The sequence below is a fragment of the Fibrobacter sp. genome, from assembly GCF_017545445.1.
GTDB lineage: Bacteria > Fibrobacterota > Fibrobacteria > Fibrobacterales > Fibrobacteraceae > Fibrobacter.
The window spans coordinates 18,298-34,353 of the sequence record NZ_JAFWOM010000022.1 but is presented as its reverse complement, the minus strand read 5'-3'; the positions used below and the strand labels follow the sequence as shown (position 1 = coordinate 34,353).

Sequence of the window (16,056 nt, the reverse complement as noted above, 5' to 3'; positions counted from 1 at the left end):
GACGCATTCTTCCTACTTCCTACCGCCTACTTCCTACTTCCTACTAATCACTATTTTGCTATATTTGAGATGTGGATTATTTAAATAGAGTATATATAGCGCTCGGAAGTAATCTTCCAAACCGATCCGCTCATTTGATGGCTGGCAGGGAAATGCTGCGTCGTATCAGTGCGGGGGGATGGATGGAAAGTCCTGTTTATGAAACGCCTCCAGTTGGACCGGCGGGGCAGGGACCTTATTTTAATCAGGTTGTGAGTTTTTGGTACGATGGCGACCCCGTAAAATTGCTTTACTATTTGAAGGGGGCTGAACTCATCCTTGGACGTAAAGATCGCGGACATTGGAATTCAAGGGAAGTGGATTTGGATTTATTGTTCTTTGGACAAGAAATTTGTGCAGGCCGTCCGAACATTCCACATCCGCAGATTTACAACCGCCAGTTCGTGCTTGTTCCGCTAAATGACATTGCCCCGGACTGGGTGGATCCGAAGACGAATAAGCCGGTGTCCGAGTTGCTTTCTGAATTGCTCTTTAAAGAAGATAAAATTCCATTCCGCGTTGTAAAAGGGGAGGATCCCTGATGCTTGCAGACAAGAATATTCATTTTATGGCTATCGAAGGAACCATCGGTGTTGGAAAAACTTCGCTTGCCCATGCAATCTGTGAACGATGGAATGCGATGTTCATCGAAGAAAACTTTGCCGAAAATCCGTTCCTCCCGAAGTTCTATGAAAACCGCTCGGCGTATGCGTTCCAGACGCAGTTGTTCTTTTTGCTTGACCGCTTTAAGCAACTTCAGAATTCGGCTTTGCAGAGTGACTTGTTTCACGATTTATTGGTGAGCGATTACACTTTTGACAAAGACCGCATTTTTGCGTCGCTGAACCTCACTGAAAACGAACTCTCGATGTACGATCAGGTTTCGAATGCGTTGAACCACGATATACGCAGGCCGGACTACATTGTTTATTTGCAGGCGAGTGTCCCCACGCTTTTAAAGCGGATCAAGGGCCGCGGTCGTGCGATGGAAAAGACGATTGACGGTAACTACTTGAGCGATTTGCAGGAACGTTACGACCACCACTTTTGGCATTATACCGATGCCCCGGTGCTCATCATCAATACGGATAATATTGATTTTGTCCATAATGAAAACCATTTGCAGTTGGTGCTCGATGCGATCGCATCTTGCCCAAGCCAAACAACATACTTTGTTCCAGAAGGTAATTAACCATGCAGATAATTAAGTCTATCGATTCCCTACGTCAAACGCTTGCTCCTCTCGCGAAAGAAGGGAAAAGAATCGGTCTCGTTCCAACGATGGGTGCTCTCCATGAAGGTCATGGCGCTCTTATCAAGGCTTCCGTGAGCGAGTGCGATGTGACGGTTGTTAGTGTGTTTTTGAACCCGATCCAGTTCGGCAAGAACGAGGATTTGGACAAGTATCCGAAGCGTCTGGAAGCGGATGCTAAGCTTGCGGAATCGATTGGCGCAGATTTCGTTTTCGCTCCGTCTGTTGAAGAAATGTACCCCGATGGCGATCCGATGACGCTTGTTCGTGATGAACAGCTCGAATCCATGTACTGCGGTGCTTACCGTCCAGGACATTTCCGTGGCGTTTTGACGGTTGTTTCTAAGTTGTTCTTGATTTCTGGTGCGAACGATGCTTTCTTTGGTGAAAAGGATTACCAGCAGGTGTTTCTCATCGAAAAGATGGTGAAGGATTTGAATTTCAATATCAAGATTCATCGCGTGAAGATTGTTCGTGAAGAAAGCGGTCTTGCCCGCTCAAGCCGTAACGAATATTTGACGGATGAAGAACGCGCTCAGGCTCTTGGCATTTATGAAGGTTTGAAGGCTGCGAAAGCTGCTTTTGAAGCGGGTGAACGCTGCGTTATGAAAATCCGCGATATCGTTGTGAAGTCGATTGTGGCTGCTCGTGGTGTGGTACAGTATGTCGAAGTTGCAAGTCAGAAGACCTTGCAAAAGTGCACCGGCGCTCTTGGCCCTGAAGACAAGTTCGTAATACTCGTTGCCGCATTCTTTGGCAAGACGCGTTTGATTGACAATATCGAGCTGAACTAATTAGGAGTTAGGTCTTAGGTCGTAGGGGTTAGGGGGATAGCGACGACACTACTTTAAAAGGGATGTGCAAAGCACATGAAATTTCTCCTAACACCTATAACCTGTCACCTATAGCCTACTTCTCCGTCGCGGTAAAGATGCCGTCCCACTTTTCGCCTGCAGCAACAGGCGGATTTTGTTTGTAGGCGAGGCAGCGTTTGATATAAACCATGCTTGGGCAGGTCTTGCTTCCGGGGTCGCGTTCGGGCAGGTGCGGCTCGAATTCCTTGCATTTTTCGAAGAAGTCGATTGCCTTGTCCCATTCCATATTGAGATAAGCGGTGCGTGCTTGTGTCCAAAGTGCTGTGAGTTTGTTCAATGTATCAGCATTTTCATCGGTTGCATAAGCGAGGAATTCAAACGTTTCCACTGGTTCTTCTTTACCGACAACGCGGATGATGTCGAGTGAACGGTAAATGTATTGGTCGCTGATGCCTTGAGCAACAAGTTGGTCAATCGTATTCTTGCAAACGTGAATGTATGCACCGTATTGCTTGGCCGCACTTTCAAGACGTGCGGCAAGGTTCACTTCGTCACCCATCATGGTGTAGTTTTTACGCATGGTCGAACCCATGTTTCCGGTAACGATGTGGCCGGTGTTGATGCCGATTCTCATGTGCATATCATGGACGACCTTGGGCCATTTGTCGCCTTCGCTGAGCCATTTCTTACGGAGTCTCAAAAGTTCGCTTTGCATGTCAAGGGCGGAGTTGCATGCGCGTCTTGCGTGGTCGTCGAATTTCATCGGGGCTCCGAAGAATGCGATGATAGCGTCACCTTCGTACTTGTCGAGCGTTCCTTTGTTCTTGGTCGTCAAAACATCGGTCATGGCGCTTAGGTATTCATTCAAAAGTTCGACGAGCTTGCTTGCACTTCCGATTTTTTCAGAGAAAGTCGAAAATCCTTGAATGTCGGTAAAGTAAGCGGTAATCACGGATTCTTCGCCACCGAGTTGCGGAGTGATGCCGTCGGCCACCAATTCGTCAATCAGTTCCGGAGAAATATACTGCTTGAATGAACTTGTAATGAATTTCTTTTCTTTGTTTTCGAAGTAGGCTTGCACCACCATCGCTAAAATGTTTGTGAGAATGATGGCGAGCAACTGCTTGAATACGCCTATGTAAAGGTTGTGCTCGAAATATGTGTAGGCTACAATGATATAGCCTATAGCAGCGAGTAGCATGAATAAAAACGACCATAAACTTTTGGAGTAAAGTCCAATGAACGTAAAGAGCAGAGCGAGTAAAATGACAATGATTTGTTGGTATTTTTCTTCAAGAACTTTCATGTAGTCGTCTTCGAGAATGTTCTTGATAATGCTTGCGTGGACGAGAATGGCCGGGATGTTTTCTTCGTGTGGGCCGTTCACAATATCGAAAAGTGCAGACACGGAGGAACCAAGAATAATTGTCTTGCCGGCGTATTGGTCGAGGTTGGTGGAATCTTTGTATATGTCATAATAAGAAACATGCTTGAACGCCTTCGTTTCGGGTGTAACGAAATTAAATCTTCCTTTGTAATTAATAAGAAAACGCCCTTTATTGTCAATGGGAATTTTTTTATAAGGACCGAAACGCATCTCTTGACCAGGCTCTAACTTGCTGATTTGCGTGTCCGTTGCCTTTAGAATATCTTTTAAGATTTGATCTGTAAAGAACTTGATGGAGGCACTCCATTTGTCTTTTTCAAGGTTGTAGCTGATATCTAGGTAGCGGGAAATGTACTTGTGTTCGCCCTTCTTGATGTCTTGATAGGTGTTTTCGAAAAAGTGTATGGTGCTAAGTATGTTTGGCGTGATGGAAATTTCTTCGTCATCTTCATCGGTGATGATATATACGCCTTCGTCATCCTCGCTTTTGCTGAGGGTGTAACTATCTCCCAATTTGATTTTTTCTTCGTCTTCGAGTTTATAGAAAATGCTGTCCGAAGTTTTTCGCAGTAAGCTTGAAAGTTCGGCGTTCAAGTGCTGGTCTTCGTCAAGAAGGTAATCAAAGACGATGTCTCCGTCGTTGTTTCTCCTTGCGGATATTTTAGAAGTCGTTTCGACTTGGCTTGCTTTTTTGCCGCTTGCTTTTATGTTTTTCATTTTGTCGCGTAAAGCGACAAACATGGGGTAGGTGAAATTCGGATATGTAGTGTGGTAATCGCCAGCGGAATCGCGGTAGATGCCGAACGGTTTCCCGACATCTATATATTCACCCATTTTGATCTTTACATCTTTAGGATCCTTATGGAATAGGTGTAAAATGGTCATGAGCGAAAGAGTCGAATAAATACGTTGAGGCGCAAGTAAGTCCTTGACAAACGGAAATTTGTACAACATGATGATACGGCGAATGACACCATCCTTGTCTGGATAGGCATTTACGGCACCGAGTCGTGCTCCTGCATGGGCGAGTTCCGGGAAGACGTTGTCGAGCAATTGTCGATATTCGATGTCTTGAGGTTTGTCTGCCTGGTTGAGCTGGAACGTTGATGCAAAGCCGAGTTCTTTGGCTCGGTCCCAGGTACTTAGCGGATACCAGTCACTTTTATGCTTGTAGTTCGTGGAGTCGCTCATAAGGTAGCTGACGATGCTAATGTTGGATTTTTTTGTTGCCTCGACAAGCATGGAATCGTAATTGTAGAAAGAGCGAATTTGTGAAAAATTATCGGTGACGATGGAGTCTGTACGGCTTGTATCCGGGTGAAGTTCGGAAAGAATAGTATTGCATTGGTCTGCCTTGCGTTTTCCAAAGTCCGCGTTCTTGAAGAGAATATCGAACGATATAGCGGCTGCTCCGCCTTCACTCAGGTTTTCGATGACTTTTGCGTGGATGGATCTGTCCCATTCGTAATAGTTTCCCAGTTTTTCTAGCGATTTTTCGTCGATATCGCCAATGAGAATGTTCGGATCGTTGTATTGCTCCATTTCCATGACGACACCGTCTTTAACGCCGGTTGTATCTACGACTTCGGTAATTCTTTTAAAGAACTGGTCATAGAAAAGATTTTCCATAGATTCAGCGGCGGTCAAATTTTGTTGTTCCATGTTCCATTCTTTTTGGAAGTTGCCGAAATTAAGAATGAACGTAACCGCAATCGCCGAAAGAGATAACGCGATGATTAATTTTTTAAGATTTTTTGATTTTTTTTGAGCCATGATTGGAAAAAAATAATAATTGAGGAAACAGTGTCATTTTTTGTGTTAAAATTAAGGCCTTGAAAAACTATATTTAAGAAAGAAATTAGAGGAGCGTGTTTTTGGCTGTTCAAAAGAAAAAAACTGTAAAGAAATCGAAAAAGCCCAAAGTTGAACCGAAACAGGAAATCCAGCAACCGGATTCGTATTTTATAACGATGCTGGTGGGGTATTTGGTGTTGCTTGCCGGAATTGTCCTTTTGCTTGGTTGCGTGACAATTTCGATTGCGGGCGAGAAGGAAAATTGGCTTGGACCGGCTTTGGGAGGTGCATTCCCGAGTTTCATGACGTTCTTGTTTGGGCGAGTGTCGGTGGTCGTATTTACGGCTTCGCTTGTCCTTTGGGGACTTTTTATTGCCGTGGCTTCATTACGAACTAAGCTCTTGCGCTTTGCTGTGGGGCTGAGCTTGTTGGCTGTTAATTTATCGTTCCTTTTGTCGCTCAAGAATTTTGGCGTGAAAAGCGTTTCGAACGACGCTCTTTCGATGAGCGGTGGCGTATTGGGCGAGTTCTTTTTGCAGAATTTGGCGATTCCCGTGTTTGGGAAAGTTTCGTGCGTGGCTCCATTGATTTTGCTGGTGGGGGCTCTCGGTTTGATTCTCGTGCTTTCTTTTGGCGTGCGTCCGAGGCATTTCAGGTTCGTGGCGCAGACGATGCGTTATTTGACTAGTGTTTTTGGCCAGCGCCGTTCGATGGCTCCGATTGAAGTGGAAACTGTTGATTTCCCGGAAGTGAAGCCTGAAAAGAAATCTGCGGAGAAAAAGCAACTTCGCCGTGGAGTCGTGATGGAAGACGAGACGATGATATTCGTCCCTGATGATGTGAAAACTCGCAGACGCGGGAAAGTGGAACCGTTCAATGGCCGCCATAACTGGTTGACGGACGATTTGAATTCGTCGGAGATGCAGACGCAAGTTGCTGGCGCGAACGGACTAGGGAATGTGCAGGGGATGCCTGCGAATGCTGCTCACGTTCCGCAGTTGGCGAATGCTCCTGTTGCGGATCCGCGTGATATGCAGCGGACGATGGGCGATGCGACTTTGGGCAATGGTGTTTACGAAGATCCGGAAATTTTGGGTTTGGAAGAAGAACTTCGTTTGAACGAACGCCACATGAATGCATTGCAAATTCTTGAAATCAAGGAACGTATCAGTGCGCTCCGTCGTGCACGCGACTTGATTGATTGGGAAAAAGGGCATAAGGGCCGTATGCAGGTGAAAGGCGATGTGCGCCGTACTGCGGGGTCTGAAACAGTGGATGTTGCTGGTGATGCGGGGGTGGCCGCACGTCGCACGTCGGAGAGGACTGTTGTTGAAAAAAGGATGCCGAAGTCGGCGAAAAAAGTGGCTGCTGCGGCGAAGAATGCTCCGGCAAATGAAGCGAATATTGCCAATGGCGAACTTCAAGATACTGTTCCGATGCGGGGCGCTGCAAATTCGTTTGATGCGACAATGCGTGCTGATGAGGCCTCTTTGCGCGGGCCGCTTGATGCGGATGCGACTCGCGTGGTTCGCGATGCAACGCTTTTGGATTCCGTCGAAGAACGTGCGGCAATACATGCCGAAGAACTTTTGGGCGGTGACGGTGCTTACGTGGAAGATTTTCCGGGGAGTCCTGCTGTCGAAGATGACGAAACGTTTGCGCCTGTGGTCGTGACTGCGGATGAAGTTGGCGAGGAGCCTGAATTTGATGAACCTGTTCCGAGTTCTCGTGGGGCTGGCGGTCGTGCATCTGCAAAGCCTATCGCAAAACCGGCGGCTGCGTCCCATTCTGCTCCGATTCCTTCGGCTCCGGCAGCTTCTTTCGACAAGTACAAAATTCCTGAAATTGCAAAAATTCTTGATACGCACGAGACGCAGACGGCGGACTATACCGAAGAGGAATTGAACGCCATCGGCAAGATGCTTGAAGAAAAACTCGAAAACTTCAAAGTCAAGGGCCGCGTGATCGGTTGCGAAACGGGTCCGATGATTACCCGTTTTGAAGTGGAACCGGGACCGGGTGTGAAGGTGAGCCGTTTCTCGGCTTTGCAGGAAGATTTGGCGCTCCCGCTGAAGGTGACTTCGATTCGTATTTTGGCGCCGATTCCAGGCAAGGCGGCGGTGGGCGTTGAAATTCCGAATCGCAAGTTCCAGACGGTGTATTGCCGCGATGTGTTCATGAGTGAAAAGTTCAAGCCTGCTCCTGACAAGATTCTCGTGGCGCTCGGCAAGGATATTACGGGCGAATCTTTTACGATGGATTTGGCGAAAGCTCCGCATTTGCTCATTGCTGGTCAGACGGGGTCTGGTAAGTCTGTTTGCATTAACGCCCTCATGGCGAGCATGCTCTTGAGCAAGACTCCGGACGAACTCCGCATGATTCTTGTCGATCCGAAGGCGGTGGAACTCAAGATGTACGAGAACATCCCGCACTTGTTGGCTCCTGTCATCACGAAGCCTGAAATTGCGATTCAGGCGTTGCAGTGGCTTTGCTATGAGATGGATCGCAGGACTGAAGTGCTTGCGACTGCGAAGGTGCGTAACATCGGAGGCTTTAACGCGAAGTTCGAAGCGGGTGAACTCCCCGAAGACGTTCCGGAAGAAGATCGCGGCCACCGCATGGCGTTTATCGTCGTGATTATCGACGAAATGGCGGACCTCATGATGGTTGCCGGCAAGGAAATTGAAAAGTCCGTAGCTCGTTTGGCGGCAAAGGCTCGTGCTGTGGGCATCCATTTGGTGCTCGCCACGCAGCGTCCGTCCGTGAAGGTCATTACGGGTATCATCAAGGCGAACTTGCCGACGCGTATCAGCTTCAAGGTGGCATCGCAGATTGACGCTCGCACGGTGATGGACCATGCTGGTGCTGAAAAACTTCTCGGGCGTGGCGACATGCTGTACAAGGCTGTAAACGACCCGGATCCGGTGCGTGTGCACGGTGCGTTCTTGAGCGACGAAGAAGCCGAACGCTTGGCTGATGCTTGCTCCGACCAGAACGTGTTCTACCCACAGGTGGAATCGTTCGACGTTTCGGGCGGCGAAGAAGGCGATGAAGAAGGCGGTGGATCTCTCAAAAACGAAAAACTCGACAAGTTGCTTTTTGAAGTCGCGCAATGGGCGATTAGCGTGAACGGTCTTTCGACTTCGGCAGTGCAGCGTCACTTTAGCGTAGGCTACAGCCGTGCCGGAAAAATTGTGGACCAACTGTATGGCCTTGGTGTGTGTGGCCCGAGCAAGGGCAACTCCAAGCCGCGTGCCATGCTTGTCGGGATGGACGAACTCATGCAACTCGAACGTTCTGGGCGATTTGGGTAAGTTTATTTGATACTATACTAAAAGGTTTTTGACCTCAATATGCTATCAGTAAAACTGTGGGTATAGGGTTTATTCGTTTTTATTTTATTTCGGCAGCTTTTTACCACATCTTTGTAATAATATTGTTTATATTTTCGTAGTAATATTGTAAAGGTGTGTGCTGAAGTGTATGTGTTTTTATCAGAACAGTTTTATTGAGGAGCTTTCAACCCCTTGCTACATCGTTAACACTGATGTACTTGCCGAAAATTTTCGGAACATACGGGCAAAAGCAGACCAAACAGGCCTTTCTCTTTTGCTAGCCATGAAAGGTTTTCCCTTTGCAAAATCGTTCCCCTTTATCAAACCCTATGTTGACGGAGTTTCCGCGTCTGGGCTTTTTGAGGCAAAGTTGGGGTCAAAGCTCGGAAAAAAAGTTCACGTCCATACTCCGGCATACAAAAAAGAAGATGCGGAAGAAATTGCAGCCCATTGCTCTCACATTGTCTTAAACTCACCTCATCAGCTAGAGCTCTTTAGTCACGTCGCTACTGGTAAAAACGAGTTTGCCCTCCGCTTGAATCCCGAGGTTTCTATCGTAGAAGAATCGGTTTACAATCCATGCGCCCCGTATTCCCGTTTTGGCCTTACAAAAGAAATGCTTTCGGCTGTAGATGGTCGCTTTTTTGACAAAATTTCTGGCTTTCACATTCACGCCTTGTGCGGATCTTCCTCAAAAGATTTTAACAATTTGATTTCTGCCGTTCTGGATAAATTTTCTGACTACCTTCCTTCTGTATCCTGGATAAATCTTGGAGGAGGACAGGCTCTTCTCGAAGACGATTTTGATTTTGCTGACTTCGCCGAAAATCTGGACATTCTGCATTCAAAGTATCACTTAAAAACCTACATTGAACCCTGCGAGTATTTGGTGATGGATGCGGGCTTTCTTCTGACCACTGTTTTGGACGTGGTGCATAATGGAAAGGACATCGCCATTTTGGACAGTTCTATTTCGTGCCATGCCTTGGATGTCCTTAAAAATTACTATCAGCTGCCCGTAATTTATCCACAGGCTGGGGAAAAGGGCTATTCCTATCTGCTTGCAGGAAACAGCTGTCTTTCTGGCGATGTATTTGGCGAGTACTCTTTTTCTGCCCCCTTAAAGCCGGGTGACAAAATCGTCTTTGGTGACATGGGTTCTTATTCCTTTGCACAGATGAATTATTTCAACGGCATCAATTATCCTGATATCTGTTTTTACAGCGAAAAAAACGGATTCCAGCAGATAAAATCCTTCGATTACATGAACTACGAGGCTCTCTATGACTGATTATGAAATTGAAATGGAATTGGAAGCTGCTTTAGAAGCATTACCAAAAGAAAATCCGCCGGTAAATCTTTCCGACTGGAATTCTGGTTCTGACTATAAGGAAAAGCTTGCATCAGTTGTAAAGCTTGGTAAAAAGTCTGACTTGTTTGATTATCAGTATTTCTTTCCTGACTGCATAAAAAAAGACCTTGCCCATAAATTGGGATTTTCTGATGAAGCTTACGAAAATTCTTTTTTTGCGCCTGTATCTCAAAGCACTCTTTCTATCGTAACGCTCGCTATATTCTTAAAAAAGCATAATCAAAAGGTGGGGATTGTAGAGCCGGTTTATTTTTCTGTACAAAGTTGCGTTGATGACATTGGCATACCTTATCGCCTTTTTAGCGATTACATGGAAAACATAAACAGTACTTTTGATGTAGAAGAACTCCTACAGTCTGACTGTATTGCATTTTGGTTTACGTCTCCGGTCAACTCTTGCAGCATTTATTTTAAGGAGCGCGTTACAAAAGGAATTCAAAAACTCCTGGATGCAGGTAAAATAGTCATCTTAGATGAATCCCTATGCGTAAACGGATATGAACTTTCAAGAGTTTTTGGAGTTCAGGAAAATCTCCTCTACATTTATAGCCCTCATAAGGCTTTGGGACTCCAAGGAATAAAATTCTCTTACGTTGTGTGTCATACAAAATACTATGATGACATCAACAACCTTGAAGATATCTACGGAGGCTCCTTGTGCTATTCCTGCCAGGAAGGAGCAAGACATTTTGTTTCAAAGAATTTCGACGACTGCCGGGATGTTTACACAGCCTTTTGGCAGGATAACTTTCTGAAGGTGAAAAACATTGTAAAAAACTATGATTTTGCCCGAATCTCGCCGGAAACCTTTGGCCACTATGCCATGATTTTTATCCGTTGCGCTGTAGACGATGCATCCTTTGTAGAGGCGATGAAACGCCTGATGAAGGAAAAAGGCTATTTTGTCTATCCCGGCATTTTGCAGGGCTTTGACCCAGAAAAGTGTTTTTGTTTTCGAATAAATATGCTTTTAAATAGCAATGATATTGAAAACGGGCTGAAGGCTGTCCTTGAATACATAAAAAATACCGAGAAGTAATCAGGGAACATAAATATGATTGATTATTTGCAGAAATTTAAAGAAACCGTTGCTGCTTACCCTGAACGTGTAGCTGTTTTAGATAAAGACGGTGATCGCAGCACTACATACAAAAAACTTGATGAACTTTCAAGCCGTGTAGCAGCTTTCTTAAAAAGCAAAGGTTTTCAAAAAGAAGACTTGATTGCCATACATCTTGAAAAATCCATGGAATATATTGCCGTGGAATTAGGCGTGATGAAAGCGGGAATTGCCTATGTGCCGCTTTCTGACAGCATGGGGCAGGAAAGAATTGAGCATGTATTAAAAGATTCTGGTGCAAAACTTGTTTTTGATGCGGACACATTGGAAAAAGCTATGGAAGCCGAGCCTCTCAGCACTGAAGCTTGGGCGGATTCTGACGAGCACGATCTTGCCTTCGTCATCTATACATCCGGAAGCACCGGAACGCCGAAGGGAGTTGTAGAAGAATATGGTGCGTATAGATTTATCACTACAGGAACTGCATTGCCTGTACTCTCACCGTACCATAAAGAAGATGATGATTTACGATTTGCAAATGTGGCACCGGTAACTTTTTCCGCCTTCAATATTATCTCATTTAGTGTGCTGTATTTTCAAGGAACAGTCTGCCTTGTTTCAGAACCCCTGCTGAAAAATCCTGCGCTTTACATGCAGTATCTGGTCAAAAACAGAATTGAAATCATGTTTTTAACAGCATCTCTCGTAAATACATTTTCAGAAGCACCAAATCTCTCGCTTAAAGCAATTGCCCTTTCTTCCGAGCGGGTAAGCAATGTTTTCTCAAAGTCCTTTGACATATTGAATCTTTATTGCAATACGGAACTTATGTCTACGGCCTGTCTTTTTAAACTCGACAAATCCTATCCCAACACACCCATTGGGAAAGGCTGTACATACACGGATATGCTTTTGCTCGATGACGGTAAAGTTTCGGGAAAAGAAGGGGAAATCTGTCTGTATCTGCCTTATTTCCGCGGCTACCTGAACCAAAAGGAAGAGACAGAGAAGGCTTTTGTCTCGATTGGCGGGAAAAAGTTCTTCTGCACGAGGGACGTTGCACGCCGCGGAGAAGACGGACTTCTGTATGTGCTGGGTCGGGCAGACGATATGGTAAAGATTAACGGAAACCGGGTGGAACCAGCCGAAGTAGAGACAGTACTGAAAAAAGTTCTGGAAACAAAAATGGTTGCTGTAAAAGCCTTTGAAAAAAAGGGAAAATATTATCTCTGCGCCTATTATCAGAAAGAATACTCTATTCCTGTGGAAACCATCCGCGCCTCGCTAAAGCCCTTGCTCCCCGCCTATATGATCCCCTCATTTTTTGTGCAGATGAAAAAGATTCCCCTGAATACAAACGGAAAAATCGACAGGAAAAATCTACTCATCCCGAATTTTGTTTCTCAAAATACATATGTTGCACCTCGGACAGAATGTGAAAAAATACTCTGCGATGCATTCAAGGAAGCCCTTGAGGACTTTGAGGAAATTGAAAAAATCGGCATTGACGATGACTTCTTTTTAATGGGAGGCGACAGCGTAAGTGCCATGGAGCTTATGCTTGCTTGTGAGGAGTTAAAGTTGACCGTGCCGCTTATTTATGAAAAACGTACTGTTCGAGCCATTGCCGAGACTGTGGATAAGGCAAATCTTTCAGGCTCAGAATCACCGGAAAAAGAGACTCCTGAAGAAAAACTCCCCCTTATCCTTTCTCAAAAGGAGGTGCTTGATTATGAAGCTTGTCTCCCAGACACCATCGTAGACAATGTTCCCTTGTATTTGACTTTACGTTCGGATCTTGACGAAAAAAAACTCTATCAAGCTCTGAAAAAAGTGATTGAGGCGCACCCGGCCTTACGCACCGTGATTGAAAAGGACAGGGAACAAGGCTATGTGCAGTATCAAAAACAGAATATTGACGATGCAATAAGCGTAGAGGCTATGTCAGAAAAAGAACTTGACGCTATCGTCGAAAACTTTGGAGAAATCTTCCCTCTTGATGGAAGCCCACTTTTCAGATGCCGCATCATCAGAACAGAAAAACGGCTTGTTCTTCTTTTAGAAGTTCATCACGCTATTGCAGACGGACTTTCCCTGCATATTTTCGCTTCCGATATAGAAAAGGCTTATCGAGGCGAAGTTCTTACAAAAGACTGCTACAATGAGTTTATAAAAGAAATCTTCGCAGCCGAAAAAGATACATCCCTGCTTTCATTGACTGCAAACCAAAATTCCACACTCACTTTATCAAATGGCAAAATCTGTTATTGTGCGCCAAAGCATGATTTTGAAAAAGAAGATAAGGCCGCTTGTCAAGAAATAGCAATCCCTTGTACAAAAAAAATAAGAGATTTTTGTTTCTCGCATTCCGTCAGCCAGAACGATTTTTATCTCTTTGCTGCGGCTCTTTCCCTTGCCCTTTACAATGACTGTGAACAAGTTGCTTTTGACTGGATTTGGAATGGTAGAGATTCTGCAAAATATGCAGATACCATTGGTTATTTCTTGAAGGAATGTTTTATTGCGCTGGAACTTCCTCAAAGTACCCCCGTTCTTGACGCTCTTATAACTTGCAAAAATAAAATTTTACAATCCCTTTCCAGTGCAAATGACATGTCCCAAAAGAGGGTTCTGCCAGATGAAAATAAAATCTGCTTTATTTTTCAGGGTGAAATGTACGTTCCGAACACCCACGGCTTTGTCACTTCTGCCAAATGGATTGAAAATTCGGATAGGGCTGCAGAAAGCATCATGGACATCGAGGTTAAGGTAGATGATGGAAAAACCGAAGTTTCTTTTGACTACGACGGCGGAAAATACAAGAGCGAAAGTATCGCGACTTTTTCGAAAGTATTTGTCTTTTGCTGCCAGATGATTTTAAAAGTAGACGAAAACGCCGGGCTTACGATTGGGGAACTGAAAAAGCAATGGCAAAAAATATAACTTTTGAGAGAGTAAGGAGTCTATATGGAAATTAAGTCTAATTTGAATGGTGAAGAATTGACGGTGGAACTTTCGGGGGAGCTGAATGCAATGACGGCTCCACAGCTTTCGACATTCCTCGCTCCGCATCTTGAAAATATAAAATCCCTTATTTTTGACTTTAAGGAATGTGATTTTGTTTCGTCGGCAGGGATCCGCGTGCTGCTCTCTTCGTTTAAGACGTTAAAAAAGAACCAGGGCGATATGCGACTTGAAAATGTGGGCCCCAATTTTAAGGAAGTTCTCGAAGCAACCGGATTGGATGTTGCGTTCGGAATTTTGTAGCGACTTCTATGTTCAAGACATTCCTTTCAAGAAAATTCTTTTCCCTCTTACTATCGAGTTCGATTAGCATTCTCGTTATTTCGGTACTTGCTCTTTCGGATTCGGTGATTGCGGGTGTGATGCTTGGCGAAGATGCCGTTATGGCCATTTGCCTTGTTGTCCCCGCCTATTCTTTGGCTGGCTTTGGTGCTTGTGTGGTTGCTTTGGGGATTCCAATCCTCTATAATCGGGCCATGGGGGAGTTTAATAAGGAAAAGGCGGATCGTTGTTTTGCGTTTGGACTCTTTATGGCTGTGGTGATGGGATTAATCCTGTATACCGTTTTTATGCTGTTTGGGGATGCCTATCTTCGTTTCTATGAGCCTTCTACAAGCGTTTTCAATGCGGCAAAGGATTATTTCTTTTGGTATAAGTACACAATCTTGTTGTTGCCTATTATGACGTTAATGGACGAAATGGTCCTTGCCGACGGCGATGAAACTTTGTCGATGGTTTCAGGGATTGTTCAGATTGTCGGAAACATCGTCTGCTCGATTGTTCTTGCAAAATTTGTAGGTGTTGAGGGGATTGGGTTTGGCTCGTTTTTTGGCACTGCTGCTGCGGTACTCGTTACATTTGCCCATTTCCTCCGTAAAGGCAATTCCTTGAAACTTGGCTTTTTCTTTTCGTTCAAATGGCTTGTCGATGTCGTGAAGTATAGTGCAATTGATGCGGGTACATATCTCTTTTTGGCTTGTTTCACCGTTGCAATGAACCGTTTTATCACCTTCGCCTATGGTCCCGAAATGCTTGTACTTGGAGCCGTTATCCTTTTTGTTAAAGAGGTTCAAATTGTGTTTGATGGCGTAGGGGAGGCGTTTACTCCGTTAATGAATATCTATCTAGGCGAAGAATCTTATGATGCTGTCAAAAAATGTTATAACCTTTCTTTGAAAACCGCTGTTGTTGAAGGCCTGGCTTTGACGTTGTTGATGATTCTTGTTGCTCCTTTTATTGTTGAACTTTATGATATTTCTGATCCGGCGGTTTATTCTTATGCGGTTCTTGGTGTTCGAATCGAAGTGTTTGGACTTGTGTTCTTGAGTTTGCTGTATCTGTTGAGTTCTTACTATTTGCTCATTGACAAGATTAAGCTTGGTTTTGTGATGAGTGCTCTCCGTGATGTACTTGTGGTGACCCCTGTCTGTGTAGTTTTGGGGTATTTCTTTGGTATATATGGAATGTTTGCCGGAGTTGCTATTGGCCCTGCATTGACCTACGTGATTACGGTCTTGTACATCCGCTTCCGGTATGGAAAAGATAATTACCCTTTATTGCTTTCGGAAAAGTTAAAGGGTTTTAAACATAAATTTTATGAGTTTAAACTAAATCCGGAGTCGATTGTTGGGACTCAGCATCAAGTAGAAAAATTCCTTGTAGAAAATAATATTGAACAGAAAACCATTTCGAAAGCGAAGTTGCTTATAGAAGACCTTTATATGCTCATTTATGAAAAAAATGGCGTGGATAAAGCCGTTTATGCGGAATGTACTGTCATTATTCGAGAAACGGACGTGCAGATTATTACTAAGGATGATGGTGTTCTGTTTGATTTGTCCAGTGAAGATGTTATCGCGGGTTCGATTATTGAATTTATGGTTTCTGGCTACATGGAGAAATTGAAGGAAAACAAGAAATACCTGACGACTATGAGCTATAACCGTAATACATTCAGGATTAAATACGAGGGATAAAT

Annotated in this window: 10 protein-coding genes; 9 read left to right on the top strand and 1 reads right to left on the bottom strand. The window is 44.6% G+C overall.

The features are described from left to right. Nucleotides 1–71: 71 nt before the first annotated feature. The 3 genes from folK to panC are packed head-to-tail and all read left to right on the top strand — an operon-like array spanning nucleotide 72 to nucleotide 2,085. The gene (folK, locus tag IKG78_RS02485; RefSeq protein WP_290938814.1) at nucleotides 72–581 is read left to right on the top strand and encodes a 2-amino-4-hydroxy-6-hydroxymethyldihydropteridine diphosphokinase; all 510 of its coding nucleotides are present in this window, start codon (nucleotides 72–74) and stop codon (nucleotides 579–581) included. Continuing rightward, nucleotides 581–1,231, top strand: coding sequence for a deoxynucleoside kinase (locus tag IKG78_RS02480; RefSeq protein WP_290938812.1), 651 nt, complete (start codon nucleotides 581–583; stop codon nucleotides 1,229–1,231). Before folK ends, IKG78_RS02480 begins: the two co-directional genes overlap by 1 nt. A gap of 2 nt (nucleotides 1,232–1,233) precedes the next feature. Then, a complete protein-coding gene (panC, locus tag IKG78_RS02475) occupies nucleotides 1,234–2,085 on the top strand; it encodes a pantoate--beta-alanine ligase (RefSeq protein WP_290938809.1) in 852 nt (283 codons plus the stop codon). A gap of 115 nt (nucleotides 2,086–2,200) precedes the next feature. Here panC and IKG78_RS02470 read toward each other — a convergent pair whose 3' ends face one another. After that, on the bottom strand, nucleotides 2,201–5,266 hold the full coding sequence (locus tag IKG78_RS02470) for a CHASE2 domain-containing protein (protein ID WP_290938807.1): 3,066 nt from the start codon (nucleotides 5,264–5,266) through the stop codon (nucleotides 2,201–2,203). Nucleotides 5,267–5,367: 101 nt separating this feature from the next. Between IKG78_RS02470 and IKG78_RS02465 the strand changes: the two genes are divergently transcribed. The 6 genes from IKG78_RS02465 to IKG78_RS02440 all read left to right on the top strand — a co-directional run bounded on the left by IKG78_RS02465 (nucleotide 5,368) and on the right by IKG78_RS02440 (nucleotide 16,054). Continuing rightward, nucleotides 5,368–8,601, top strand: coding sequence for a DNA translocase FtsK (locus IKG78_RS02465; protein WP_290938805.1), 3,234 nt, complete (start codon nucleotides 5,368–5,370; stop codon nucleotides 8,599–8,601). Nucleotides 8,602–8,992: 391 nt separating this feature from the next. Then, nucleotides 8,993–9,913, top strand: a complete 921-nt coding sequence (locus IKG78_RS02460; RefSeq protein ID WP_290938803.1) for a hypothetical protein — start codon at nucleotides 8,993–8,995, stop codon at nucleotides 9,911–9,913. Then, nucleotides 9,906–11,033, top strand: coding sequence for an aminotransferase class I/II-fold pyridoxal phosphate-dependent enzyme (locus IKG78_RS02455; RefSeq protein WP_290938801.1), 1,128 nt, complete (start codon nucleotides 9,906–9,908; stop codon nucleotides 11,031–11,033). Before IKG78_RS02460 ends, IKG78_RS02455 begins: the two co-directional genes overlap by 8 nt. A gap of 15 nt (nucleotides 11,034–11,048) precedes the next feature. After that, nucleotides 11,049–13,997 carry a non-ribosomal peptide synthetase gene (locus tag IKG78_RS02450; protein WP_290938799.1) on the top strand — a complete coding sequence of 983 codons (2,949 nt, stop codon included), beginning with the start codon at nucleotides 11,049–11,051 and terminating at the stop codon, nucleotides 13,995–13,997. 24 nt (nucleotides 13,998–14,021) lie between these two features. Further along, nucleotides 14,022–14,321: an STAS domain-containing protein gene (locus IKG78_RS02445; protein ID WP_290938797.1), complete on the top strand. Its 300-nt coding sequence runs from the start codon at nucleotides 14,022–14,024 to the stop codon at nucleotides 14,319–14,321. 8 nt (nucleotides 14,322–14,329) lie between these two features. Beyond that, nucleotides 14,330–16,054: an MATE family efflux transporter gene (locus IKG78_RS02440; protein ID WP_290938795.1), complete on the top strand. Its 1,725-nt coding sequence runs from the start codon at nucleotides 14,330–14,332 to the stop codon at nucleotides 16,052–16,054. Nucleotides 16,055–16,056: the final 2 nt, after the last annotated feature.